Genomic DNA, 20,753 nt, shown 5'->3' with positions numbered 1-20,753 from the left:
GTTATTCTTCCAAAGCATCATCTTCACCTCCATCCAGTAAAGGAATATTACCAACCGAAGCGCCGGCAATGCCTTTAACGGAACCATACATTCCGCTTGTACTGATCAGCACTTTTTCCAGTTGCTTTTCTCTTTCCTTCCACATCTTTTCCATTTGTATGCGCTCCTTCATAATGCTTTGCTTCATCGCCATAAACCCTTCCACGATAGCTTCTACCTGTCCTTTAAACTCATTACCTGTTAAATAATTGTAGAGCAGCTGCATTTTATCGCCCTTGTTTTCTTCACTGCGCTGTATTTCATGCACCGTTAAAATTCCCTTGCGCAGTAAGTGCGCCACGCTGTTAACTTCGCTAAAATTGCATATCCAAATACCATCTTTTTCACCAAACCTTTCCATGTCTTTCGGGAACGCCTGCGTAACCAAAATAGCTACATCGGCACCGCGGCTGCGCATATCCGTTTTTAATTTATCTACCCAGCTATTGCTCCAGGTTTTAGTGCGTTTGCTTTCGTAAATAATTTTTCCGCAAGGCGTGCCACTGCTGGTTCTTACTACCTGTATGCAATCCGCCCCTTCCACGCCCTTGCCCACTTCTTCAATAATATCAAACGGAAAACTTTCTTTCAAAATGGCTTCCAGCAACAGTTCCTGCACTTCGCCCTGGCGTTGCATGGAACTTTGTTCGGCCCGGCGTTTCATTTCATCAGCCAGTTTTTTTTGTTCATTCAGCTGCAATTCGAGCTCTTTTAATTTCAGCTGGTAACCGGTTTCTTTCAATGAATTTTTTTCATTTTCCTGGTGACGGATCTGTTCCGTGAGCGAACCTCTTTCTTCCTGTAATTTTTTTTGCAGCGTAATTTCCAGCTCTGCCTCCCTGTTTTTTAACTGCTGTTCTTTTTGTAAAAACTCCAGTTCTTTTTTACGTGCTTCTTTTAATTTTTCTTCATTGTCGTTGTTGTTGTTTTGCAGTAACCGCAGTTTATTTTCATAATCGGCCGAAATACTTTTTCTAAGTTGCTCCTGAATTTCTGTTTCCAGTTTTAGTTTTTCCTGCTGTAGTTTTTGGGCAAACAATTCATTTTCTTTTTTCTTTTTTTCTTCAAACAATTGCTGGTCTGCCGACAGCTTTCTTTTGTCTTCTTCCATTTTGTATAAAGACTGGTTTAATTTATCCTGGTATTGTTGCTGGTATTTTTGTTCAATATCCGCCGCCAACACATTTTCCACATCAAACACATGCCCGCAGTTGGGGCATTTTATATTATTTGCCATCACTTAATTTTTTTACAAGATAGGAAGAAAGAAGTTTCAGTGAACGTACGGATATTTCACACAACGGGCACTACGAAAACCACGGGAAGAAAGTGGTTTTTATTACGGATTTTTATGCACAGTTGATTTCTGTCCGGTGTGCCATTTTGTACATTATTTGTGGCCCTGTGTAAAGCCAGTTTACGTTGTTTCCGTAGTATTCTTTGCGCCTGGTGTGTAAAAGAATTATTTTTTACGTTAATTTGCAACTCCGATTAATGCGGCGATGGCGAAATTGGTAGACGCACTACCTTGAGGTGGTAGCGCTCGAAAGGGCTTGGGAGTTCGAATCTCCTTTGCCGCACAAAAATGATCCTGTCTTTTGACGGGATCATTTTTTTAGTACAATCCTGAACGTAGTACCCTTGCCGGTTTCAGAATGTTTTACAAATAATTCCCCTTTATGGTATTGTTCGATAATGCGTTTGGATAAACTCAGTCCCAAACCCCAGCCTCGTTTTTTGGTAGTAAAGCCCGGCTTAAAAACATTCGGAATATGTTGTTTGCTGATACCTTTACCGGTGTCTGTAACATCAATCACTACTTGCGAGGTTTCTTTTTTTATGGCGATACTGATGGCGCCTCTTCCATCCATCGCATCCAGTGCATTCTTTAATAAATTTTCTATCACCCAGTCAAACAGGGGCGCATTTATTTGTGCCGGAATAAATGTTTCTCCCATGCTGTTAATCGAAAAATTCACCTTATCCGGGGCTCTTCGTTTTATATAAGCCATCATGGTTTCCACCTGTTCCAGCACATTCATTTCTTCCAGTTGCGGCGTGCTGCCGATCTTGCCAAAACGGTCGCTTACCAATTTTAACCGGTCAACATCTTTACTCATTTCGGTAGCAATCTTTTCATTACCCGGCTGGTCTTTTAATAATTCAACCCAGCCTTGTAAAGAGGAGAGGGGCGTACCCAACTGGTGCGCCGTTTCTTTCGCCATGCCCGCCCATACCTGGTTTTGGGTAGATTTATTACGGGTGCTGATGGCAATTAAAGTAATGATAATGAACAGGGCTACAATAAAAAGTTGCACCAGGGGGAAGTAACGCATCTCTTTCAGCAGCGATGATTCGCCATAATACAAACGGTTCTTTTGGAGCGAATCTACAGGGTTGGTCCAGCTTACCGGCGGGTGCAGTCCTTTAAATTCTTTTAGTTTATGACTAACGTAAGACGGGTCATTTTTTATCTTAACCGAATCCAAATTATTGGTTTCAAAAATGCTGTCTTTTTCATTCACCGCAATCATCGGAATGTCCTTGTTATTTTCAACCAGTATTTTGCCCGAAAGGTTGGTAGGCGTTGCGGCGGAGTTGCTGATGTCTTTCACGGCTTCCACCCATTGCTCTATTTTTAAGCGTTCTTCAGCAGCAATTTTTTTTGCCAGGTAGTTGCTGTAAAAAATAGTACCGCTTACAATGGCAATGGCTATAACGGCCAGCCCTGAACGCCAGTTAAAAAATTGACTAAACATTTGTAAATATAAAATAAGAAAGCAACATCCAAAAAGAAGTAAGTTTGCGCCATAGGCATTACGGTGAAAAAGAGCAAAGCAAAAAATATTGGTCCGGGCATTTTGCGAACAGCAGCATTGTTGCATCGCCCTCTTGTACTTTTTTCAGCTTTAAGCAGCAATCAATTCGCAACAGTTGTAGCTAATAGCCAGCAAAGTTCAAATTAAAAGTTAAAAAATACGGCCGCATATCTGATGACAGAAAACAACTACGCAGCAACGCATCTATGTAATCAGCAAGAACAGGCCGTTGATTCAGCTGAAGCATTGCCTGTTGTAGCCATTGTAATTTTAAACTGGAACGGCAAACATTTTTTAGAACAATTTCTTCCATCAGTAATTGCTTCTTCTTACCAAAATAAAAAAATCATTGTTGCTGACAATGCTTCTACTGATGATTCCATTACTTTTTTACAGCAGCATTTTCCGCAGGTAGAAATTATAGAGAACAACACCAACGAAGGCTTTGCAAAAGGTTATAATACTGCGTTGCAACAGGTAACGGCAGACTATTATGTTTTACTAAACAGCGACGTGGAAGTAACGCCGGGCTGGATTGAGCCCATCATTGAACTGATGGAAAACAATGCGGGCATCGGCGCCTGCCAGCCAAAAATGTTAACCGATGCGGCCCGGCATTTATTTGAGTATGCAGGCGCCTGCGGCGGCTGGCTTGATAACTTTGGTTATCCGTTTGCAAGAGGAAGGGTATTTGACGTAGTGGAAGAAGACAAGGGCCAGTACAATGAGGCACAGCCCTGCTTTTGGGCCAGTGGTGCAGCTATGTTTGTACGTGCCGACATGTATCATGTGCTCGGCGGACTGGATGAATATTTTTTTGCGCACCAGGAAGAGATTGATTTTTGCTGGCGCCTGCAGCTGGCCGGGTATAAAGTATATGTGCAACCAGCGTCAGTAGTATATCATGTAGGCGGCGGTACATTAGCAAAGGGCAATCCCAGGAAAGATTTCCTCAACTTCCGCAACAACCTGGTAATGCTCGCAAAAAATTTACCGGTCGCAACTGCCTTATGGAAAATTCCTTTCCGCATGGGGCTGGACGTGATAGCGGCTTACCAGGCATTGTTCAGTGGTAATGGAAGGTCGTTCTTAGCCATAGCAAAAGCGCATTGTTATTTTATCAAGTGGTTGTTGTTTAGTAAAAAGCAATCCGTATTTCCCATATCAAAAAGTGGCCAGCTGCATGGATGGTACAGTGGGTGCGTGGTTTGGCAATATTTTGTAAAACATAAAAAAACGTTTTCAGAAATTATTTATAACAAATAATTTTTTTTGAAACACATCCCTTATTTTTGCCCTCGCAAAACCAGTAGCATGCAACAGGAAATAATAGATACAACACACAAAGATTTTGCCCACAACTGGGTGTCCTCCTCACGTTTTCTCTGGTATTGCCAGATATTCATGGTAGTGGCTTTAATACTAGGCGGCTGTTATGGTTTATATACCCATCGCTACAAGGGAAAACCAGAAGTTGCGGTGCCTGAAAACACCCTGTACAACCCTAAATACAAATAAAAATTTTGTAGTTAATTTACAAGCCTTATTTTTGCAGTCCCAAAACAAAAATAGTTCTTTACATATCGAAGCGAAAGCTTCAAAAAAGCGGAAGTAGCTCATTTGGTAGAGCGCGACCTTGCCAAGGTCGAGGTGGCCGGTTCGAGCCCGGTCTTCCGCTCAGAATTTAGAGCAGATAGCCATGTTATCTGCTTTTTTTTTCTAAAGCCGGTTCTTCGGAACAGGCAGTGTCACTCGGGTGGTGGAACTGGTAGACACGCAGGACTTAAAATCCTGTTCGCTGTAAGGCGAGTGTGGGTTCAACTCCCATCCCGAGTACGGATAAAATAATAGAAGCCTTGATTGCATTAGCTTTCAGGGCTTTTTTGTTTCCACAATATTTCTGCAAAGCATTTAGTATAGCACGGACGAGTTTGATGTTTACCATTTATTATATATGGGATGTTTACCTTAATATATTACCAGGTAAATGAATTAATGATTATAGAATTTATCGTCTTTCCATTTTTGGGGATTATTGATAATGTATTCTGAAATGTGTTGACAGGATTTTTCATCCCGAATGATATGTTCATAATAATTCCGTTGGCAACAATTTTCCCCTAAATTGTTGCCAACCCAATTGGTTTACACCACGGATATATTCCACGGTTACAATGGATTGAAATGCGCCCACAATATCACCAACGGTTTTTGGTTTGGTGGTAGGGGCAATCCCTTGTGGTTGCCCTGTTTCGAAATCATCAATCCCATTTTGATCAATCCCATTTTGATCAACCGTATTTTGGGCAACCACGAGGGTTCCCCCTACGATTTCCATAATTGAATGAAAATGGTTGGGCATCACAATAAATTCATGCAATTGAACATTGGCAAACCGTTCTGCTGTTTTTATCCATTCGTTGTATACCATTTTTCCTGAATCATTCAAAATCATTTCGCCGTCAATAATTTCCCCAAACAAACATTTTTTATGTTGCACACAAATGGTTATAAAATACAACCCTGCCTGCGAATAATCATATCCTTTCAGGCGGATGCTTTTGCGGTGATATTTGTTTGGATCGTATGACACTTTAACTGTGTAAACTAATTGGTATCTTATCTTTTTTTCAAATGCAGGATAAAATAAATTCTACACAAATTGATAAGCCAATCAGATCCCGGTCCCATGTATAACCGCGTTAGCATCTCAATCATGATGGCTCAATCCCTTTTTTAGTATGGGCAATAACCTTATTCCAGAATAGCTTTGCCGGAAAATATTCATTACCCCATCACCTCATTAACCAGCGATTGCATTTTTTGCAAACCGGTGGTGGCAACCACCAGCGGGTCTTGCTGCCAATAGGTTTTATTAAACAATTCAAGCGAAAGGACTTTAGTACCGCCAATGTTTTTCAGGTCACGCAGTATTTGTTTAAGTGGCGCAGCACCATCGCCTGGGTATACCCTGTCACTGTCCGTTTGTTGATCTACCGGTTTGGCAGCAGGGTAGTCATTCATGTGAATTATGTCAATCACCTTTCCGTTTAAAAGACTTAATCCTTCAAAGCCCGAGCCGCCACGAAAAAGGTGATACACATCCGGTAGTATACGGGCGTCTTTATCGTTAGCCGCCGCGGCGATGGCCATGGCCTGGCTGAGGTTATACAGTGTACCCGATGCTCCCCAGAATTCCAGTAGCGGCATCACATTGTATTGTCGTCCCAATGCCAGTATCTGCCGGTAGCGGGTACCTGCTTTTTGAAAATCGAGCGGTTGATTTTTATTGAGACCGACCGGGGGTGCAGCAATGCGATGGCAACCGATAGCAGCCATTATTTTCATCTCCTCTTCCAGCTCTGTCAATGCCGCTTTTCGTTGCGCCTCGTCATCCACCATCCATGCGGTAAAGCTGATTGCATTTTCTACCACTATATTTTTTGATGAAAGATAAGCTGCCAATGACTGTAGTGTGTTTCCCTGTTTAAGCCAGGCCCTGATATCACTTATCCAAAGCTCCATGCCATCGTAACCCGCTGTGGAAGCAATGTCTATAGCACGCAGCAATCCCGGGTTTTGGCCGCTGATGGTGCTTGTATTGAGGCAAAACCGGAAAGGGCCTTGCGGCGCAGTAACGGTGGCTCTGACTGATGCGGGAATAAATATACCTGCAACTAACGCAGCGGATAATTTAAGGGAGTCTCGTCTGTTCAACATATTTGTTAATTGAAAAATTAAAATACAACTATTTTAACAGGTATCCGCAGGGCTTAAAAAAGAAGCAACACCGGCACTAAATTAAAACGGTACAGCCAAATTAAATTCATCTCAATTAACGGACTGCAGGCAACATATTTCTTATGGCGGCTATTTTCCAAACATGCTTGTTTTCCACCACGATAAACGAACTCCACATTTTTTTGGGATCACCATTGGAATTGGCGATTTCATAGCGGCAATCTACTATAGCACTGTTAGCTGTTACCAGCCGTATCTTATCCACGGTAAGTGTTCTATGCTCCGGGTTATTGGCAGAGCTCCTCATCATTCCTTGCACGGCCTCACCAATACCTGCCCTCCATTCACCGGTAGATACCAGCTGATCTATATCTGCAGTTAGTATCTTTGTTAGCAACAGGGTGTCCCTTAATTCGCGGGCCTGCGAATATTGATTGATCAGCCCGGTAATGGCTTGTCGCTGCTGTTCGGATAACTTACGAGCTTGTGCACAAACAAAAAAGCCACTCATTAGAAACAGAAAGAGAAAGCAACTATTTTTCATGTTCATCTTTTTAATTCATATTGGCGCAGTAGTAAACGCGCCTTTACTAAGGTAGCACTTGGTGCACGGATGCGCAAATAGTTTATGGGTACATCCCTTGCCACCAGCCGCGGCCAAACACTGAAACAAAATGAAGCTTGGGTTACGATACCGAAATGCAGCAATATTATTGGTAGTGTTTCGGCAGGCAATGTGTTGAGCAGAAATATGATAGTGGTTTTTAGCAGCATTTTAAAATGCCGGGTGCTTAAGGCCGTACAGTAGTTTTAAGAGAACCAACTACGGCCAGCAGCAATGATAAAATACCAGCTGCGGCCATGGTAGAAATCCTGGAAACTTCATCAACGCCTGAATAGGGCAAATAATTTTTTACAAATATGCCGACACCATAATTTACCACTACGCCAAACACAAAAATGGCCACAGCAACCGTGTATAATTTGTTTTTTATAAAGCGAAAAGCAAAAAGGCATATACCGAGGCCCGCCAACACCAGGAGAGCGAGCGGCAGTGCCAATGGTAAAAACCAGCCCTTTGCCGGCACCAGCCATTGCACCAATAATAAAAAGGGAATCAGGGTAACGCTCAACGCTATGAATGAACCTTCTGTTCTATTTTTTTGCAGCAGCAAAAATGGAGTAATGGTGGCCCATATCATAAACAAAGCGCCGGCCGGGTACAATGACCAGCTAAAGAAACGATCAATAGAATAATTAACAATGAAGCATACCAGGCAGGCAAACAAAAACACGCCTGATAAAATCATTTCGACCCGGTAAGCGGTGCGGTTGGGTTGTTGAATGATCATGTTTGTGGCTTTTTTATGAGGCAGTTTAACTGCCCTCTGATATGAGTTTGAAGTTACGAAAGATACTGCCTTCACTATTTTTTTTACATGAATGGTAGCCAGGTTAGTGAAACATCCTGACTGGCAATTGAGGCCGCTCCTGACACGTTCCGGCAGTTATACTCAAAAATTCAATTCCTGCTTGCGTCGTTAAGAAAGGTCACTATGTTCCGGTTCATCCAATCCTGACTTACTTACAAATTGTTTTTCAGTAAGCTGCTGCAAGCTGCAATTAATAATTATATTACCGCTCCATTTTATAATCAAATAAAAGTATTGATGAAAAGAATCCTTTTAATTACGATGTTATTTACTTCACTGCAAAAGACGATGGCCCAGCAAAATCGCTGGGCACTGGCCAACGGTAATACCATTCAATGGACAGTAAGCGACCGGCTGCCACACCAGGATCACATTGAAATGAGTGGAAAATTCATTTCTGCTGTTATACATTACGGAGTCAATGCGGATCAATCTTTTTTTATCAACCGCGACATCGTGTGGCCGATGCTGCGCACGATACCCAATAATACACACGCGAGTTTAATCCGGTCTTTTAATATCGACCCCGTAAAAATGATCGTGGTAAATAAAAAACAAATTCAGGCAGAAAAGGTAACCACTATCTCACTGAACGGAACGCTGGTGGTAAAGAGCACGCTCAATGAACATCTTGAATTAACCAGGACAATTTTTCCCTCTACCGGTCTTCCCGTATTTTGCGAACAATATCAACTATTAAACAAAGATGAAAAGCCAGCAACGGTTGAAATTCCGTTACTCAATATCAAAACTGCTACCAATGCTGCTGATGGTGTTGAAGGGAGCTATGATGTTATGGTGCAAACAAAAAATGCAGCCACTATTCAGTTACAACCCCGCCAATCGTATACTTTTTACCTGTACTTTTCGGCTATAAAAAAGGGACAGGATTACAGCAATACAGAGGTAGCCGATGAACTTGTAAAAAGAAATGAATTGCTGTCGCTTTTAAATGATAACCTGGTACTGGAAACACCGGACAGCGTTTTGAACAGGGCCTTCGCTTTCGCAAAAATCCGTGCTGCGGAAAGCATCTATCAAACCAAAGGAGGTCCGATGCACGGACCGGGCGGTTTAAGTTATTACGCCGCCATCTGGGCCAACGACCAGGCAGAATACATCAATCCATTTTTCCCCTACCTGGGATATGATTACGGCATTGAGTCAGCGCTCAACGCTTACCGGCATTTTGCCCGGTTTATGAATGCAGACTACAGGCCAATACCAAGCTCGATTGTAGCGGAGGGAACTGATATCTGGAACGGCGCCGGCGATCGGGGGGATGCTGCTATGATAGCATACGGCGCATCCAGATTTGCATTGTCGCAGGGCGATAAAAAAATGGCGACGGAACTATGGCCTTTGATTGAATGGTGCCTGGAATACAATAAACGCAAACTGAATGCCGCTGGTGTGGTGGCTTCAGAATCGGATGAACTGGAAGGTCGTTTTCCTTCCGGGAAAGCCAATTTGAATACATCTTCATTGTATTATGATGCACTGATTTCAGCGGCTTATTTGGGTGAAGCACTGCAGAAAGATAAAAAGCAAATCGCAGTGTATAAATCAGCAGCAATCAACCTTAAAAGGAACATCAATACTTACTTTGCTGCCAACGTAATGGGCTATGATACTTACCGCTATTATGAGGGGAATGATAAACTACGTTCATGGATTTGCACACCTTTAACCGTAGGTATTTTTGATCGCAAACAAGGTACCATTGATGCCTTATTTTCGCCGCAATTGTGGACCGATGACGGGCTGGCTTCGCAGGCCGGTGATAAGACGTTCTGGGATCGTTCTACCTTGTACGCCTTGCGTGGACTATTTGCTGCCGGCGATACCAAACGGGGCTTACAGTATCTGCAATATTATTCCAACCGCAGGTTGCTGGGCGAACATGTACCCTATCCCGTAGAAGCTTATCCTGAAGGTAACCAGCGGCACCTTTCAGCCGAAAGTGGTTTGTATTGCCGGATATATACCGAAGGCTTGTTTGGTATCCGGCCAATTGATTTAAATGCATTTACTATTACGCCCCAATTACCTGCCGAATGGAATTTTATGCAGTTGAAGCATGTGCATGGATATCAAAATACTTTTGATATAGAAGCAAGAAGAGAAGGTAGTCAACTGCGGCTGAAAGTATCTGCTGCAACGGGCATTGTTTTTAATAAATTGGTATTAAACGGAAGCAAACAAACGATCAGGTTTTAAAATAACAGCTTTGAATTTTTTAGAATGAAGACCCGTTGATTGATTAATAACCTTCGTTTTTGTTGTTGCAAAAAGAACATGAGGCACAAGTGAGTGACACAACGATGTCGCCATTGTGAACAACAGCCGGTTCAAAAATAATTGCCTGTTTTGAAGGACAATTTAGGTTTAGTATAGGTTAATAAAGAAGGGATGCTTCAATGACTGTTTAAATACATTTGTTACATGAAAAAGTATATTGTTTTTATTGGCGTGCTGCTTTCGTTTTTGCAAACAACTGGCCAGTCGCTGTTGCCATATAAAAATCCGAAACTACCTGTTGAAAAAAGGGTAAAAGATTTGCTTGCGAGGATGACACCCGAAGAAAAATTCTGGCAGTTATTTATGATACCCGGCGATTTAAGTGATGGCAAGGAAAAATATAAAAATGGCATATTCGGTTTCCAGGTAAGTGCAAAAGGGAGTACGGATGCGGCGGGGCAACTGCTAAATTATAGTGCTGCTTCCAATGCAGGCGAAACAGCCAAACTCATTAATAAAATGCAGCATTATTTTGTGGATGAAACAAGGCTTGGTATTCCCATCATTGCATTTGATGAAGCCCTGCATGGTTTGGTAAGGGACGGTGCAACTGCTTTTCCGGCAGCCATCGGCCTCGCTGCTGGCTGGGATACAACTTTTATGAAAACCGTGGCAACGGCCATTGCCCATGAGACCAAAAGCCGTGGCATCCGACAGATATTATCGCCCGTTGTAAACATTGCCAGCGATGTAAGATGGGGACGGGTAGAAGAGACGTATGGAGAAGATCCATTCTTGTCTTCAGCAATGGGGGTAGCTTTTGTATCGCCTTTTGAACAGATGGGTGTAGTAACAACACCTAAACATTTTTTGGCCAACAGCGGCGATGGTGGAAGGGATAGTTACCCGATTGATATTGATGAAAGATTACTGCGGGAAATTTACCTGCCACCATTTACAGCCTGCTTTGAAAGAGGTGGCAGCCGAAGTGTGATGACGGCCTACAATTCCATCAACGGCAGCCCGAGCACAGCTAATAATTGGCTGCTCAATGAAGTGTTGAAAAAACAACTGAATTTTAAAGGCTTTGTTATTACAGATGCTTCTGCCACCGGCGGCGCCAATGTATTGCACTATACCGCCAGCGATTATGCTGATGCAGGTGCCAAAGCAATGAACAATGGACTGGATGTTATTTTTCAAACTGCGTGGGAACACCACGCATTATTTATGCCCGCATTTTTAGATGGCAGAATCAGCACCCAAACAATTGATGCCGCGGTGGATAGGGTGCTGCGGATAAAATTTGAACTGGGCTTGTTTGAAAACCCTTACACCAATGAAGAAGAAGTAAATAAATGGAATGGCAACCCTGAACATAAACAACTGGCGAAAAAAGCATCCTTAAAATCGATGGTATTGCTTAAAAATGAAGGTCACTTACTGCCCATAAAAAAGTCAATAAAAACGATGGCATTAATAGGCACCGATGCGGTGGAAGCCAGGCTGGGCGGATATAGTGGCCCGGGTAATAACAAGGTGAGCATATTGCAGGGCCTTAAAAACAAATTGGGCAAATCAGTCGACATTCAGTATGCAGCTGGTTGTGGCCGTAGCACGCAGCAATGGGTACCTGTACCAGCTACAAATTTGTCTTTCACCAGCAACGGCAAAACGGAAGCGGGTCTGTTGGGTCAGTATTTTAATAACGTGCAATTATCAGGTGCTCCTGTACTTACAAGAATAGATAAAGAAATTAATTTTGGTTGGACATTGTACTCGCCGGCTCCTGAAGTAAACTATGATTTTTACTCCGTAAAATGGGCGGGTAAAATAAAATCTCCTGCCGCCGGAAAATACCAGCTGGGTATTGAAGGCAATGATGGCTACCGCTTATACCTCAATGATAAATTGATTGTAGATAACTGGAAGAGCCAGACTTATACAACCCAACTTGCGGATGTATATTTTGAAAAAGAAAAAGACTACAACATCCGCATTGAATTTTTTGAATCACAGGGATATGCCCGCTTTAAATTGATCTGGAATGTGGGGGTGGCCAATGACTGGCAACAAAAAATCAAGGAAGCTGTGGCCGCAGCAAAAAAATCGGATGTAGCAGTAATTGTGGCGGGTATTGAAGAAGGGGAGTCGCAGGACCGGGCCTACCTTGGTTTGCCCGGCCACCAGGAAGAACTGATTGAACAGGTTGCTGCCACGGGCAAGCCGGTTGTAGTAGTGTTAATTGGCGGCAGCGCTATCACCATGAGCAAATGGATCAACAGGGTGCCAGCCATTTTGGATGCCTGGTATCCGGGTGAAGACGGTGGCAATGCCATCGCAGATGTATTGTTCGGTGATTACAATCCTGCTGGCCGCCTGCCCATTACTTTTCCTGTATTTGAAGGACAGTTGCCGCTTGTGTACAATCACAAACCTACCGGCCGAACGGACGATTATGCCAACCTCAACGGTCAGCCTTTGTTTCCTTTTGGGTTTGGTTTAAGCTATACCTCTTTTGAATACAGCAACCTCCGCTTTGATAAAAAGCAGTGGGCGAAAAATGATTCTGCGAAGGTGTACTGCACCATAAAAAATACGGGCAGTGTTGATGGTGATGAAGTAGTACAATTGTACATCCGCGACGTATTGTCCTCACTTGCACAACCCGTAAAACAATTAAAAGGGTTTCAGCGCCTGTCATTAAAAGCGGGAGAAGCAAAAGAAATTTCTTTTAATATTACACCCGGACTGCTGAAGCTGCTTGATGCCAATATGCAATGGATTGTAGAACCGGGCGAGTTCAGGATTATGATTGGTGCCTCATCAAAAGATATCAGGTTAAGGGAGCTGGTGAAAGTGGTGGAGTAAAATGAATTATTCTTAATCACTTACTGAGCACTTTTTCGAATGGAGAAGATAAAATATAAAATCAATAGCAGGTGGATAAGAAATACCGAATAGAATGCTGCTGAGGCAATTAGTTTTATTGTATCTGCCATGGTCGGCATTATTTCATTTACCGAAATAATTTTGTAAGGCAAAAATGGAATTGTCAATAACAGCAATGCTATTGAAACACAGATAAAATACAATGCTGAAACTGCAAATGGCTTTGTTACTTTTAACCGCAGGCAAAAGATGAAACACACAAATGCAAGCAGTGTTGAAAGTGCGAACGCACGAACCAGTAGGAAGCTAAGCGGATAAATCGTTACATGCCAGCCCTCATCCTTGCTGATACCAGTTTTAGTAAAAAAGATAAAGATTGCTATGTTTATTATTAACAGAATAAGGCCCGAAAAATAATATTTTTTCATTTCCAAAGTGGTCTTCAATACAATTACTGGTATTATAATGTACCGGCGTCCAGTTGTTCCAAATAAATAAATTCAGGTGATTGTACACCAGCTTCTTTTCTAATCTCCACCAGCCGCGGAGACTCAAAAAAAGCTTTGGCATTCCCGATAGATGACCAGGCAGAAAAATGGACAATTTTGTTTGGCTCATTTTCATATCTCAATACCTGGTAAGCAATTTCTCCTGCTTCTTTTCTCATCCCTGCTGCAGCATCGAATATTTTTTTCCAGGCAATGTAATTGCTTACTTCATGAATAATTAAGACGTATGACATTCGCTGTGTTTTATGCTGGTTTCCTCCTGTTGCTGACTTTTACTTTTTGCATTAACTGCTCAACAATCAAAATAGTCTGATTCCAATTGCCAGGCTGAGTGATCCAAAATCTTCCTTCGTGGTTTTATCCCGGTTAAAAATATTGATGTAAGACAACTTACCCATACAGCGGTGCGTTTTGGAAAAATAAAAACCCACGGAAGGTTTAACGCCTACTAACATGCTGCCATTTATAAAACTGGGGCCAGTCATCAGCGACAGGTAAATATGTTGATCGGGATGATAGGAAGCACCTGCAAAAAGATTGACCATTCCCGGCACATCATCGACAGGCGTAAAGGAAGTCCCATCTGTATTCAGTCTTAACACCTTGTCATTTGCCAGGTATACATCGCCGGTAAGTTCAACTACTGCTTTAAATTTTGTTTTGCTGCCAAAAAAAGTTTGAATGCCAAGTCCGGCTCCCCAGGGGTTGTTTCCGGTTGTGCGGTCGTGGGTAGTTAAGTTCACTTGCCCCAGTAAAAATGTAGTTACTTTTTGCTTCGGCTGGGCAATGGTTTGTACTAAAATAAAACTTAGCAGGATGGTTACGATCGTTTTTTGCATAGTGGATGTTTGTACAACGAAAATAGATAAATGAATGATATGTCACGACCGGTTATTTTTTTAACATTAACAGCAGTACAGTGCTGCTTGTTGATTGTTGCCCATGCAGTCTTTCGCCCGCCATGGCTCAAAATAGATCATCATAATAAAGGTTGCAGGGATAGCAAATGCAATACCGGACCGTTGCCAGTTGGCAGGTGTTGCTGACAAGTACAACAACCCGCTTAACTGTTCAATTTATCAGGTGGTAATTAATCAAGCAGTTTACCAGTCGGAATTTGGTTGGGGGATTATTTAACTATTAATGGAACGTTATTCTACCTCCATATGAGAAGGGTTACTCCAGCATTTGTATAACCCGGGTTATTTTGCCGTCTTCATTAATGCCTTCCAAAATGAGGCATAATTTTTTGCTGATATCATTATTGTAAAATGAGATGATAGTTTTTTGGTTTGTTTTATCGGTAATGATAAACGGATTCCAATATAAAGTGCTTCGGTTGTCGGGTGCTGACATAGCATTGGTGTCAGTATAATCTGGTTGCGTAAATTCTTTAAACCTGCTATAACCATTTAGTAAAAATGTTTCAAGCCCGGGAGTGTTATTGATGTTGCTGTAGACCGGGGAATAACCTTTTTTTGAGTAAAGCGCAATAACACCGGAAAATCCATTTTGCAATGAGCCGAGGAAAGGTGGCCTGAATGCTTTAATATAGGCAATGTTATTGATGTCAAGGTCGTTTGCGCCTTCAACGCTGATCGGCACTTCATCCAATAAGATATCTGGTGTTCCGGGTATACCTTGTGAATCAAGATACCAGACCGGAACGAGTTCTCCACCAGGGGTATATACCGCTTTGAATCCGGGTATTTTCGATTGTAAGTAATTCCATAAGTTACGCCCGTTCGCAGTGATGTCACCCTGTATGTCAACCGCAATATTATTGCCCTCACCTGAATATAATCCATGGGTATAATAGTCATCTAAAATTTGCGTCGTGGTTTTTATTTTGGTTTTAACAATCACTTCTAGTAATGTTTTTGAAGCTGCCAATTGGCGAAGTTTTTCCTGCGTTGCAAAAAAATTAATTTCTTTCGCTGGTATTGTAATATTGGATTCAAATAGTGTTGCAGATGGAAGAAGGATTTGTCCGGTTGAAAAGTAGCTTTTCCTTTCTTCGCGTTTCATAAGGCCGCCATAAAATTTCACAGCACCATTGATATTTTTCTGATTATTGATGCTATAAAAAAGCTTCACCGTATCATACACAAATAAGTTTCTTTGTTCAAAACTTCCATCTCTTTTTACCGGCAACACCAGCATCTTTTTTACACTGTCTTTTGTTTGCAGCATCACATTCACCGTTAAGGGCTGTGATGAGCGCAGTAATTTCTTTTGGGTGATCTGCCCTTTTATTTGGAGGTAACTTGTATCTGCGGGGTAAGCAATTTCTGGTAATAATCCTTTGGTAATGGCCTGCCAGTTATATCGGCGGTGACCATTGGTTAGCATCACCAGGTCCAGCCAGGCGGCCGTGCTGTCAGTAAATAGTGGAGCTGAAAAATACTGTTGCGGATGATAGATGGTTCCTTTTAATTCACTGCTCAAAAGCAAGTCGGAGAATATTCCTGGCCCCGCTGTGTCTGCCAGGCTTGCCTCTGTTATTGCGAGGGAAAGATTGGTTAATGAACTGTCGCCAACATTTATTTCAACTTCATTTCTTCCTTTTTTGGAAAAGTCTTTTTTAATCATTGTTATGGTCGGCAAAAAAGAAATGCGCCCGTTACCAGCAAAAGCAATTCTTTCAGCCACCGGTATCCAGTCGGCATTAAAAAGAGTACATTGAAAAATGCCCGTCGGAAAATGGCTGATGTCAATGCCAACATTCACCAACGTTTTTGATGACAGATCGATATCTAATTTATACCGCAACGAGTGATTGTAATGCACCAGCAAGTGCATGTGTTTAAATTCTTTTCCTGCCACCGCACTGCGTTCAACCCCTACGATCGCACTGTTATTGTTTGTTAAAACGCCCAATGTGGCGCCGCTTTGCTGTTGCGCTGTAATTGTGTTGATTCCGGTGTTGCCATGCACATCCTTCCAGTTGAAAAAGAAATTTTCATCTTTTTTCAACAACACAGAAAATGAGCCCATGCCATCGTGTACGGTAGCAAATGAATCAAGTATGTTTCCTTTTTGATTGGTTATGGTTCCATGGATGTGAACAGGATTCCCCGCCTGGTCTGTGGCCTTGAATGCAATGGTGTTGTTTAAGTCAGCTATACTAAAACCTCCTTCAGGATACAGCTGCACCGTTGTTTTGTTCACTTGCTGCAACAACGCTGTATTAGTTTTAGCGGCTTCATTCTTTGGCTGATAAACTGCCAGCGTGCGGCTGTAAATAAATGCGCTGTCAAAATTTAGCATCCATTTTGTGTAAGCCTTTAAATGCAGTGTTGTATCAGGATAATTTTTTGGGATATCAAAAGAGCCTTTTGCTCCGGCTATCAGTAAAGGCGCTTCCGTTTGCTGTATCAATTTACCAGTTGCATCATACCAGTCTGTATAAAGTGTTTTACTTAACGTTGAGGGATAGCCGTTGTTTAACACATACGCCTTGTAAAATATTGTTTCGCCGCCGGCGTACATGGAGCGATCTGTTTGGATGTGCAGTTTTTCAGGTGTAAATAGTTCGCTGTAAATCTTCAAAGTGCTATCAGTTTGCTGGGCGGCAAGCACATTAGTAAAAACCAAAAAAACAATAAGGAGTGGAAGTTTTCGGGTCATGGTATTTTTTGTTGCCGGCTACACCTGCGTTTAATTAATGTTGCAATCGTTATAGGACAAGAAGAACTGTAAAGTAGGTAAAAAATAAGTATAGTAAATAATTAATCTGATGTTTGTTTCCACGGTATACAGAGGCGCTGTATAAAAGTTTGATATGGCTTTTTCCCGGTTGTGCTGAACTGGTGTTGGAGGCGCCGGCACCACGTTTTAGGATGGAGTGTTTGCGACAAACGACCTGTTCCGCTGCATAGGCTGCCCTATTTTATTATCAATAAAAATCAGGAACGATACAACGTTCAGGGTATGCGCATAATTTGTTTTTCGGGCTTGAACTTTCGTTGAATGAAAGGGTGGCTGAAGAAGGCAATGCTTACGAACCTTGTTTAAGCAAGGCGAAATGCTTTGAAAGAGATTTACTTATTATTTGAGACTTGAATAAACAATCGCTTCAAATTTGGCTTCCACATCGCCATGACTATTGGGATTTTGTTGTGTCATAAAAAGACAAACGAGATGCGCCCTGGGATCGGCCCAATAGGTGGTGCCATAATATCCGCCCCATGCAAAAGAGCCTGCATTGCGTGGCCCCTTGGCCGCTGTTTTTGCTGATGTGATACCAAAACCCAACCCCATATTGTCGTCTCCAAACATGCCCTCTTTTAACTGGCCGCTGGTCATCATTTCCACAGTTCTTTTTGAAAGAATCCGGTGACCATTATAAATGCCTCCATTCAGCATCTCTGCATAAAAACAGCATAATCAAAAGCAGTGGAAGAAAGACCGGCACCACCGGAGAAATAATGTTTATTCATCAGGGGATAGTCGGGATCTATATGGCGGAAGGTGTGATTCCAGGGAATGACATGATTCAAAGAATCTTCAGTATACACGGTTGCCATCCGGCTTGCTTTTGACGCTGGCACATTAAAATAGGTATCTTTCATGCCAAGTGGCTCAAATATATTCTTGGTTAAAAATGCTTCCAGGTTCATGCCACTGATTACTTCTATTAAACAACCCAGCAGATCACTGTTTAATCCATATTGCCATTTTTCACCTGGTTGAAAGCTAAGGGGCAGTTTGCCGAGCGCTTTCATTTTTTCCAGCAGGCTGACATCAAAATATCCGAGGCCGGAGGGGATGTTTTTTTTGGTATAAATGGCCTGCACTTTTGAGCTGCCGATATCTGTATAATCCAGTCCCGAAGTATGTGTAAGCAGGTCACGAAAAGTGATTTCCCTGTTTGCTGGCACGGTGGTGTAGGATGTATCTGCATCATTGAATTTATCCAGCACAACCGGATGTTTAAATTCAGGGATAAAATCGGAGATGGGTTCATCGAGTAGTAATTTTCCCTGTTCATATAAAATCATAATTCCCGCACTGGTGATTGCTTTTGTCTGCGACATGATGCGGAACAGCTGGTCTTTCTGCATTGGTTTTTTCGAATTGACATCAGCATAGCCATACCCTTTGTATTGAACAACCTGGTTATCCTTAATAACGATCGATACGGCCCCGGTTAACCAATTTTTACTAATGTACTCATTTACCACCTGGTCAATCCTGGATAAGCTGTTATAATCAACCGACGGGTTTGTTGAATTGAGCTGTATTACCTGTGCTGGCAACACTGCAGGCAACAACAGCAGTAAAAAAGAAAAAACAAGAAGGGAGTTGTTATACCTCGTCATGGCAATGGAGTTTAATGTTCAGGCAGGTTAGTACCGTTTCTGCGGCAAAACTCACCGTTATAATTTAATTAAATTTAGTGTTTTTTATTTTCACTGTGCCATAATTCTATCACCTGCTTGTTTGAAACAGTTGTTTACTGCCGCAGTTTATTATACAAATTTACCATCGGCATTGGCCTGTTTTTCCTATCCCGTTCCCGCTCCGTAATAAAAGCTCAAAAATGTTATATAGTAAAAGAGAGTGACACAACGATGTCCATTATATAACCCAATGCCGGTAAAATATTTACTTATTTAATGCCGTAGCCAAGCTACTTAACTAAAAAAAGTATAGATTCACAAACCAAATTATAATGCGCTTGTCCGCCCCACATTTTTAACGTTATTCAATTATAGTATGCCACAAAAAAACAACACCCGCCGGTCGTTTATAAAAAATACTGTCGGCGCAGCCATTGCATTTACCATTGTACCGCGACATGTACTGGGCCGCGGTTTCCTGGCACCCAGCGATCAGCTAACCAAGGCCGTTATTGGCGTAGGAGGCATGGGCCGCGGGCATTTTGGCTATGCCGCCACCAGGGTTGGCGCCATTTGCGATGTAGATAAAACCCATTTAAAAGAAGCCGCCGCCATGTTGCCCAACGGCGTTAAAACATTCACGGATTACCGCGAGGTGATCACGCTACCGGAGGTGGACATTGTACACATCGCTACACCGCCGCACTGGCACGGCATCATCGCCGCTGATGCGGCAAGGGCCGGCAAAGATATCTGGTGCGAAAAACCCATGACCCGTACCATCGGCGAAGGCAAACGCCTGGTAGAAGCCGTGCAGCAACATGGCCGCATCTTCCGCCTCAACACCTGGTTCCGTTTTGAAGATAATTTTTACGGCATGCAGACTACTGTAAAGCCCATTAAAAAATTAGTGAACAGTGGCTTGCTGGGCTGGCCGTTGAAAGTTACAGTAAGCCGTCATACAGGGTTCGACTGGAAATTTTACTGGGTAGGCAAAACCAACCTGGAAGCCATGACACCGCCGCCTGAACTGGATTATAATATGTGGCTCGGGCCGGCGCAATACAAGCCATACAATCCGCACCGCGTACACCAAACTTTTCGTGGGTACTGGGATTATGATGGTGGTGGCCTCGGCGATATGGGCCAGCATTACATTGACCCCATTCAATATTTTTTAGGTAAGGACGATACCAACCCCATCTCGGTAGAGATTGATGCGCCGCAACAGCATTCCGATGCAGTCGGCACCTGGCGCAGGATTGAGTACACCTATGCGGATGGTTGCAAGATCATTTTAGACGGCGAAGGCAAGGATGTGGGCGCTCCGTATATTGAAGGTCCGCTCGGTAAATTGTATCCCGGTTTTAAATCGGATATTCCTGATCTGCAAAAAAAGCTCGATGCATTTCCGGACCCTGAACCACAGGTGACCAACTTTATTGATGCCGTTACCAACCGTAAAAAGTTTGCGCTCAATGAAAGTAACGGGCATCGGAGTTGTACCATCATCAACATGGGTAAAATTGCGCTGGAGCTCGGTCGTTCCTTGCAGTTCGACCCGGTAAAGCAACTTTTTATCAACGACGAAGAAGCGAATCGTTTAAGCGATCCGCCGATGCGTTCGCCATTTAATTTGTAAAAAAAATGTTGTCCCGGCTGCAAAAGCTTTGATGAACTTCATTGGCGTCGCACGTAATTAAATGGTGCGATAGCAGTGTCAGTAGACAATGG

16 protein-coding genes and 3 tRNA genes are annotated in these 20,753 nt (G+C 42.6%); 8 read left to right on the top strand and 11 right to left on the bottom strand.

What is annotated here, in order from left to right:
• Position 1 precedes the first annotated feature (1 nt).
• The gene (locus QWZ08_RS08900; protein ID WP_290337041.1) at positions 2–1,276 is read right to left on the bottom strand and encodes a DUF2130 domain-containing protein; all 1,275 of its coding nucleotides are present in this window, start codon (positions 1,274–1,276) and stop codon (positions 2–4) included.
• Positions 1,277–1,535: 259 nt separating this feature from the next.
• Here QWZ08_RS08900 and QWZ08_RS08895 point away from each other — a divergent pair.
• Positions 1,536–1,619: transfer RNA gene (locus tag QWZ08_RS08895), tRNA-Leu, on the top strand.
• Positions 1,620–1,646: 27 nt separating this feature from the next.
• On the opposite strand, the gene QWZ08_RS08890 is transcribed toward QWZ08_RS08895, so the two are convergent.
• Entirely contained in the window at positions 1,647–2,798 is a 1,152-nt protein-coding gene (locus tag QWZ08_RS08890; RefSeq protein WP_290337040.1) for a sensor histidine kinase, read from the bottom strand.
• A gap of 234 nt (positions 2,799–3,032) precedes the next feature.
• Between QWZ08_RS08890 and QWZ08_RS08885 the strand changes: the two genes are divergently transcribed.
• The 4 genes from QWZ08_RS08885 to QWZ08_RS08870 all read left to right on the top strand — a co-directional run bounded on the left by QWZ08_RS08885 (position 3,033) and on the right by QWZ08_RS08870 (position 4,694).
• A complete protein-coding gene (locus QWZ08_RS08885; RefSeq protein WP_290337039.1) occupies positions 3,033–4,124 on the top strand; it encodes a glycosyltransferase family 2 protein in 1,092 nt (363 codons plus the stop codon).
• Between the two features lie 48 nt (positions 4,125–4,172).
• Complete coding sequence (locus QWZ08_RS08880) at positions 4,173–4,376, top strand: hypothetical protein (protein ID WP_290337038.1); 204 nt, start codon at positions 4,173–4,175, stop codon at positions 4,374–4,376.
• A gap of 87 nt (positions 4,377–4,463) precedes the next feature.
• Positions 4,464–4,536, top strand: a tRNA-Gly gene (locus tag QWZ08_RS08875).
• Positions 4,537–4,608: 72 nt separating this feature from the next.
• Positions 4,609–4,694, top strand: a tRNA-Leu gene (locus QWZ08_RS08870).
• Between the two features lie 253 nt (positions 4,695–4,947).
• On the opposite strand, the gene QWZ08_RS08865 is transcribed toward QWZ08_RS08870, so the two are convergent.
• The 4 genes from QWZ08_RS08865 to QWZ08_RS08850 form a co-directional block, all read right to left on the bottom strand.
• Entirely contained in the window at positions 4,948–5,451 is a 504-nt protein-coding gene (locus QWZ08_RS08865; protein WP_290337037.1) for a transposase, read from the bottom strand.
• A gap of 194 nt (positions 5,452–5,645) precedes the next feature.
• Positions 5,646–6,578 carry a sugar phosphate isomerase/epimerase family protein gene (locus tag QWZ08_RS08860; protein WP_290337036.1) on the bottom strand — a complete coding sequence of 311 codons (933 nt, stop codon included), beginning with the start codon at positions 6,576–6,578 and terminating at the stop codon, positions 5,646–5,648.
• Between the two features lie 115 nt (positions 6,579–6,693).
• A complete protein-coding gene (locus QWZ08_RS08855; RefSeq protein WP_290337035.1) occupies positions 6,694–7,143 on the bottom strand; it encodes a hypothetical protein in 450 nt (149 codons plus the stop codon).
• A gap of 247 nt (positions 7,144–7,390) precedes the next feature.
• On the bottom strand, positions 7,391–7,951 hold the full coding sequence (locus tag QWZ08_RS08850; protein WP_290337034.1) for a DUF6320 domain-containing protein: 561 nt from the start codon (positions 7,949–7,951) through the stop codon (positions 7,391–7,393).
• A 318-nt stretch (positions 7,952–8,269) separates the two neighbouring features.
• On the opposite strand from QWZ08_RS08850, the gene QWZ08_RS08845 reads away from it, so the two are divergent.
• Together QWZ08_RS08845 and QWZ08_RS08840 are read left to right on the top strand one after the other, a co-directional pair.
• Entirely contained in the window at positions 8,270–10,252 is a 1,983-nt protein-coding gene (locus QWZ08_RS08845; RefSeq protein WP_290337033.1) for a hypothetical protein, read from the top strand.
• A gap of 225 nt (positions 10,253–10,477) precedes the next feature.
• Positions 10,478–13,144 (top strand): glycoside hydrolase family 3 protein, encoded by a 2,667-nt coding sequence (locus QWZ08_RS08840; protein WP_290337032.1) that lies wholly within the window; start codon positions 10,478–10,480, stop codon positions 13,142–13,144.
• Between the two features lie 481 nt (positions 13,145–13,625).
• Here the strand turns inward: QWZ08_RS08840 and QWZ08_RS08835 are convergent, their stop codons facing one another.
• The 5 genes from QWZ08_RS08835 to QWZ08_RS08815 all read right to left on the bottom strand — a co-directional run bounded on the left by QWZ08_RS08835 (position 13,626) and on the right by QWZ08_RS08815 (position 18,998).
• Positions 13,626–13,907, bottom strand: a complete 282-nt coding sequence (locus QWZ08_RS08835) for a putative quinol monooxygenase (protein ID WP_290337031.1) — start codon at positions 13,905–13,907, stop codon at positions 13,626–13,628.
• Positions 13,908–13,973: 66 nt separating this feature from the next.
• A complete protein-coding gene (locus tag QWZ08_RS08830) occupies positions 13,974–14,513 on the bottom strand; it encodes a hypothetical protein (protein ID WP_290337030.1) in 540 nt (179 codons plus the stop codon).
• A 337-nt stretch (positions 14,514–14,850) separates the two neighbouring features.
• Positions 14,851–17,304, bottom strand: coding sequence for a hypothetical protein (locus QWZ08_RS08825; RefSeq protein ID WP_290337029.1), 2,454 nt, complete (start codon positions 17,302–17,304; stop codon positions 14,851–14,853).
• A gap of 420 nt (positions 17,305–17,724) precedes the next feature.
• Positions 17,725–17,985, bottom strand: a complete 261-nt coding sequence (locus QWZ08_RS08820) for a serine hydrolase (protein ID WP_290337028.1) — start codon at positions 17,983–17,985, stop codon at positions 17,725–17,727.
• A 50-nt stretch (positions 17,986–18,035) separates the two neighbouring features.
• A complete protein-coding gene (locus tag QWZ08_RS08815; RefSeq protein ID WP_290337027.1) occupies positions 18,036–18,998 on the bottom strand; it encodes a serine hydrolase domain-containing protein in 963 nt (320 codons plus the stop codon).
• 397 nt (positions 18,999–19,395) lie between these two features.
• Between QWZ08_RS08815 and QWZ08_RS08810 the strand changes: the two genes are divergently transcribed.
• A complete protein-coding gene (locus QWZ08_RS08810; protein WP_290337026.1) occupies positions 19,396–20,661 on the top strand; it encodes a Gfo/Idh/MocA family oxidoreductase in 1,266 nt (421 codons plus the stop codon).
• Positions 20,662–20,753: the final 92 nt, after the last annotated feature.

This window comes from Ferruginibacter paludis (assembly GCF_030409685.1).
GTDB classification, from domain to species: Bacteria; Bacteroidota; Bacteroidia; order Chitinophagales; family Chitinophagaceae; genus Ferruginibacter; species Ferruginibacter paludis.
This window is presented reverse-complemented; position numbering and strand designations above follow the sequence as displayed.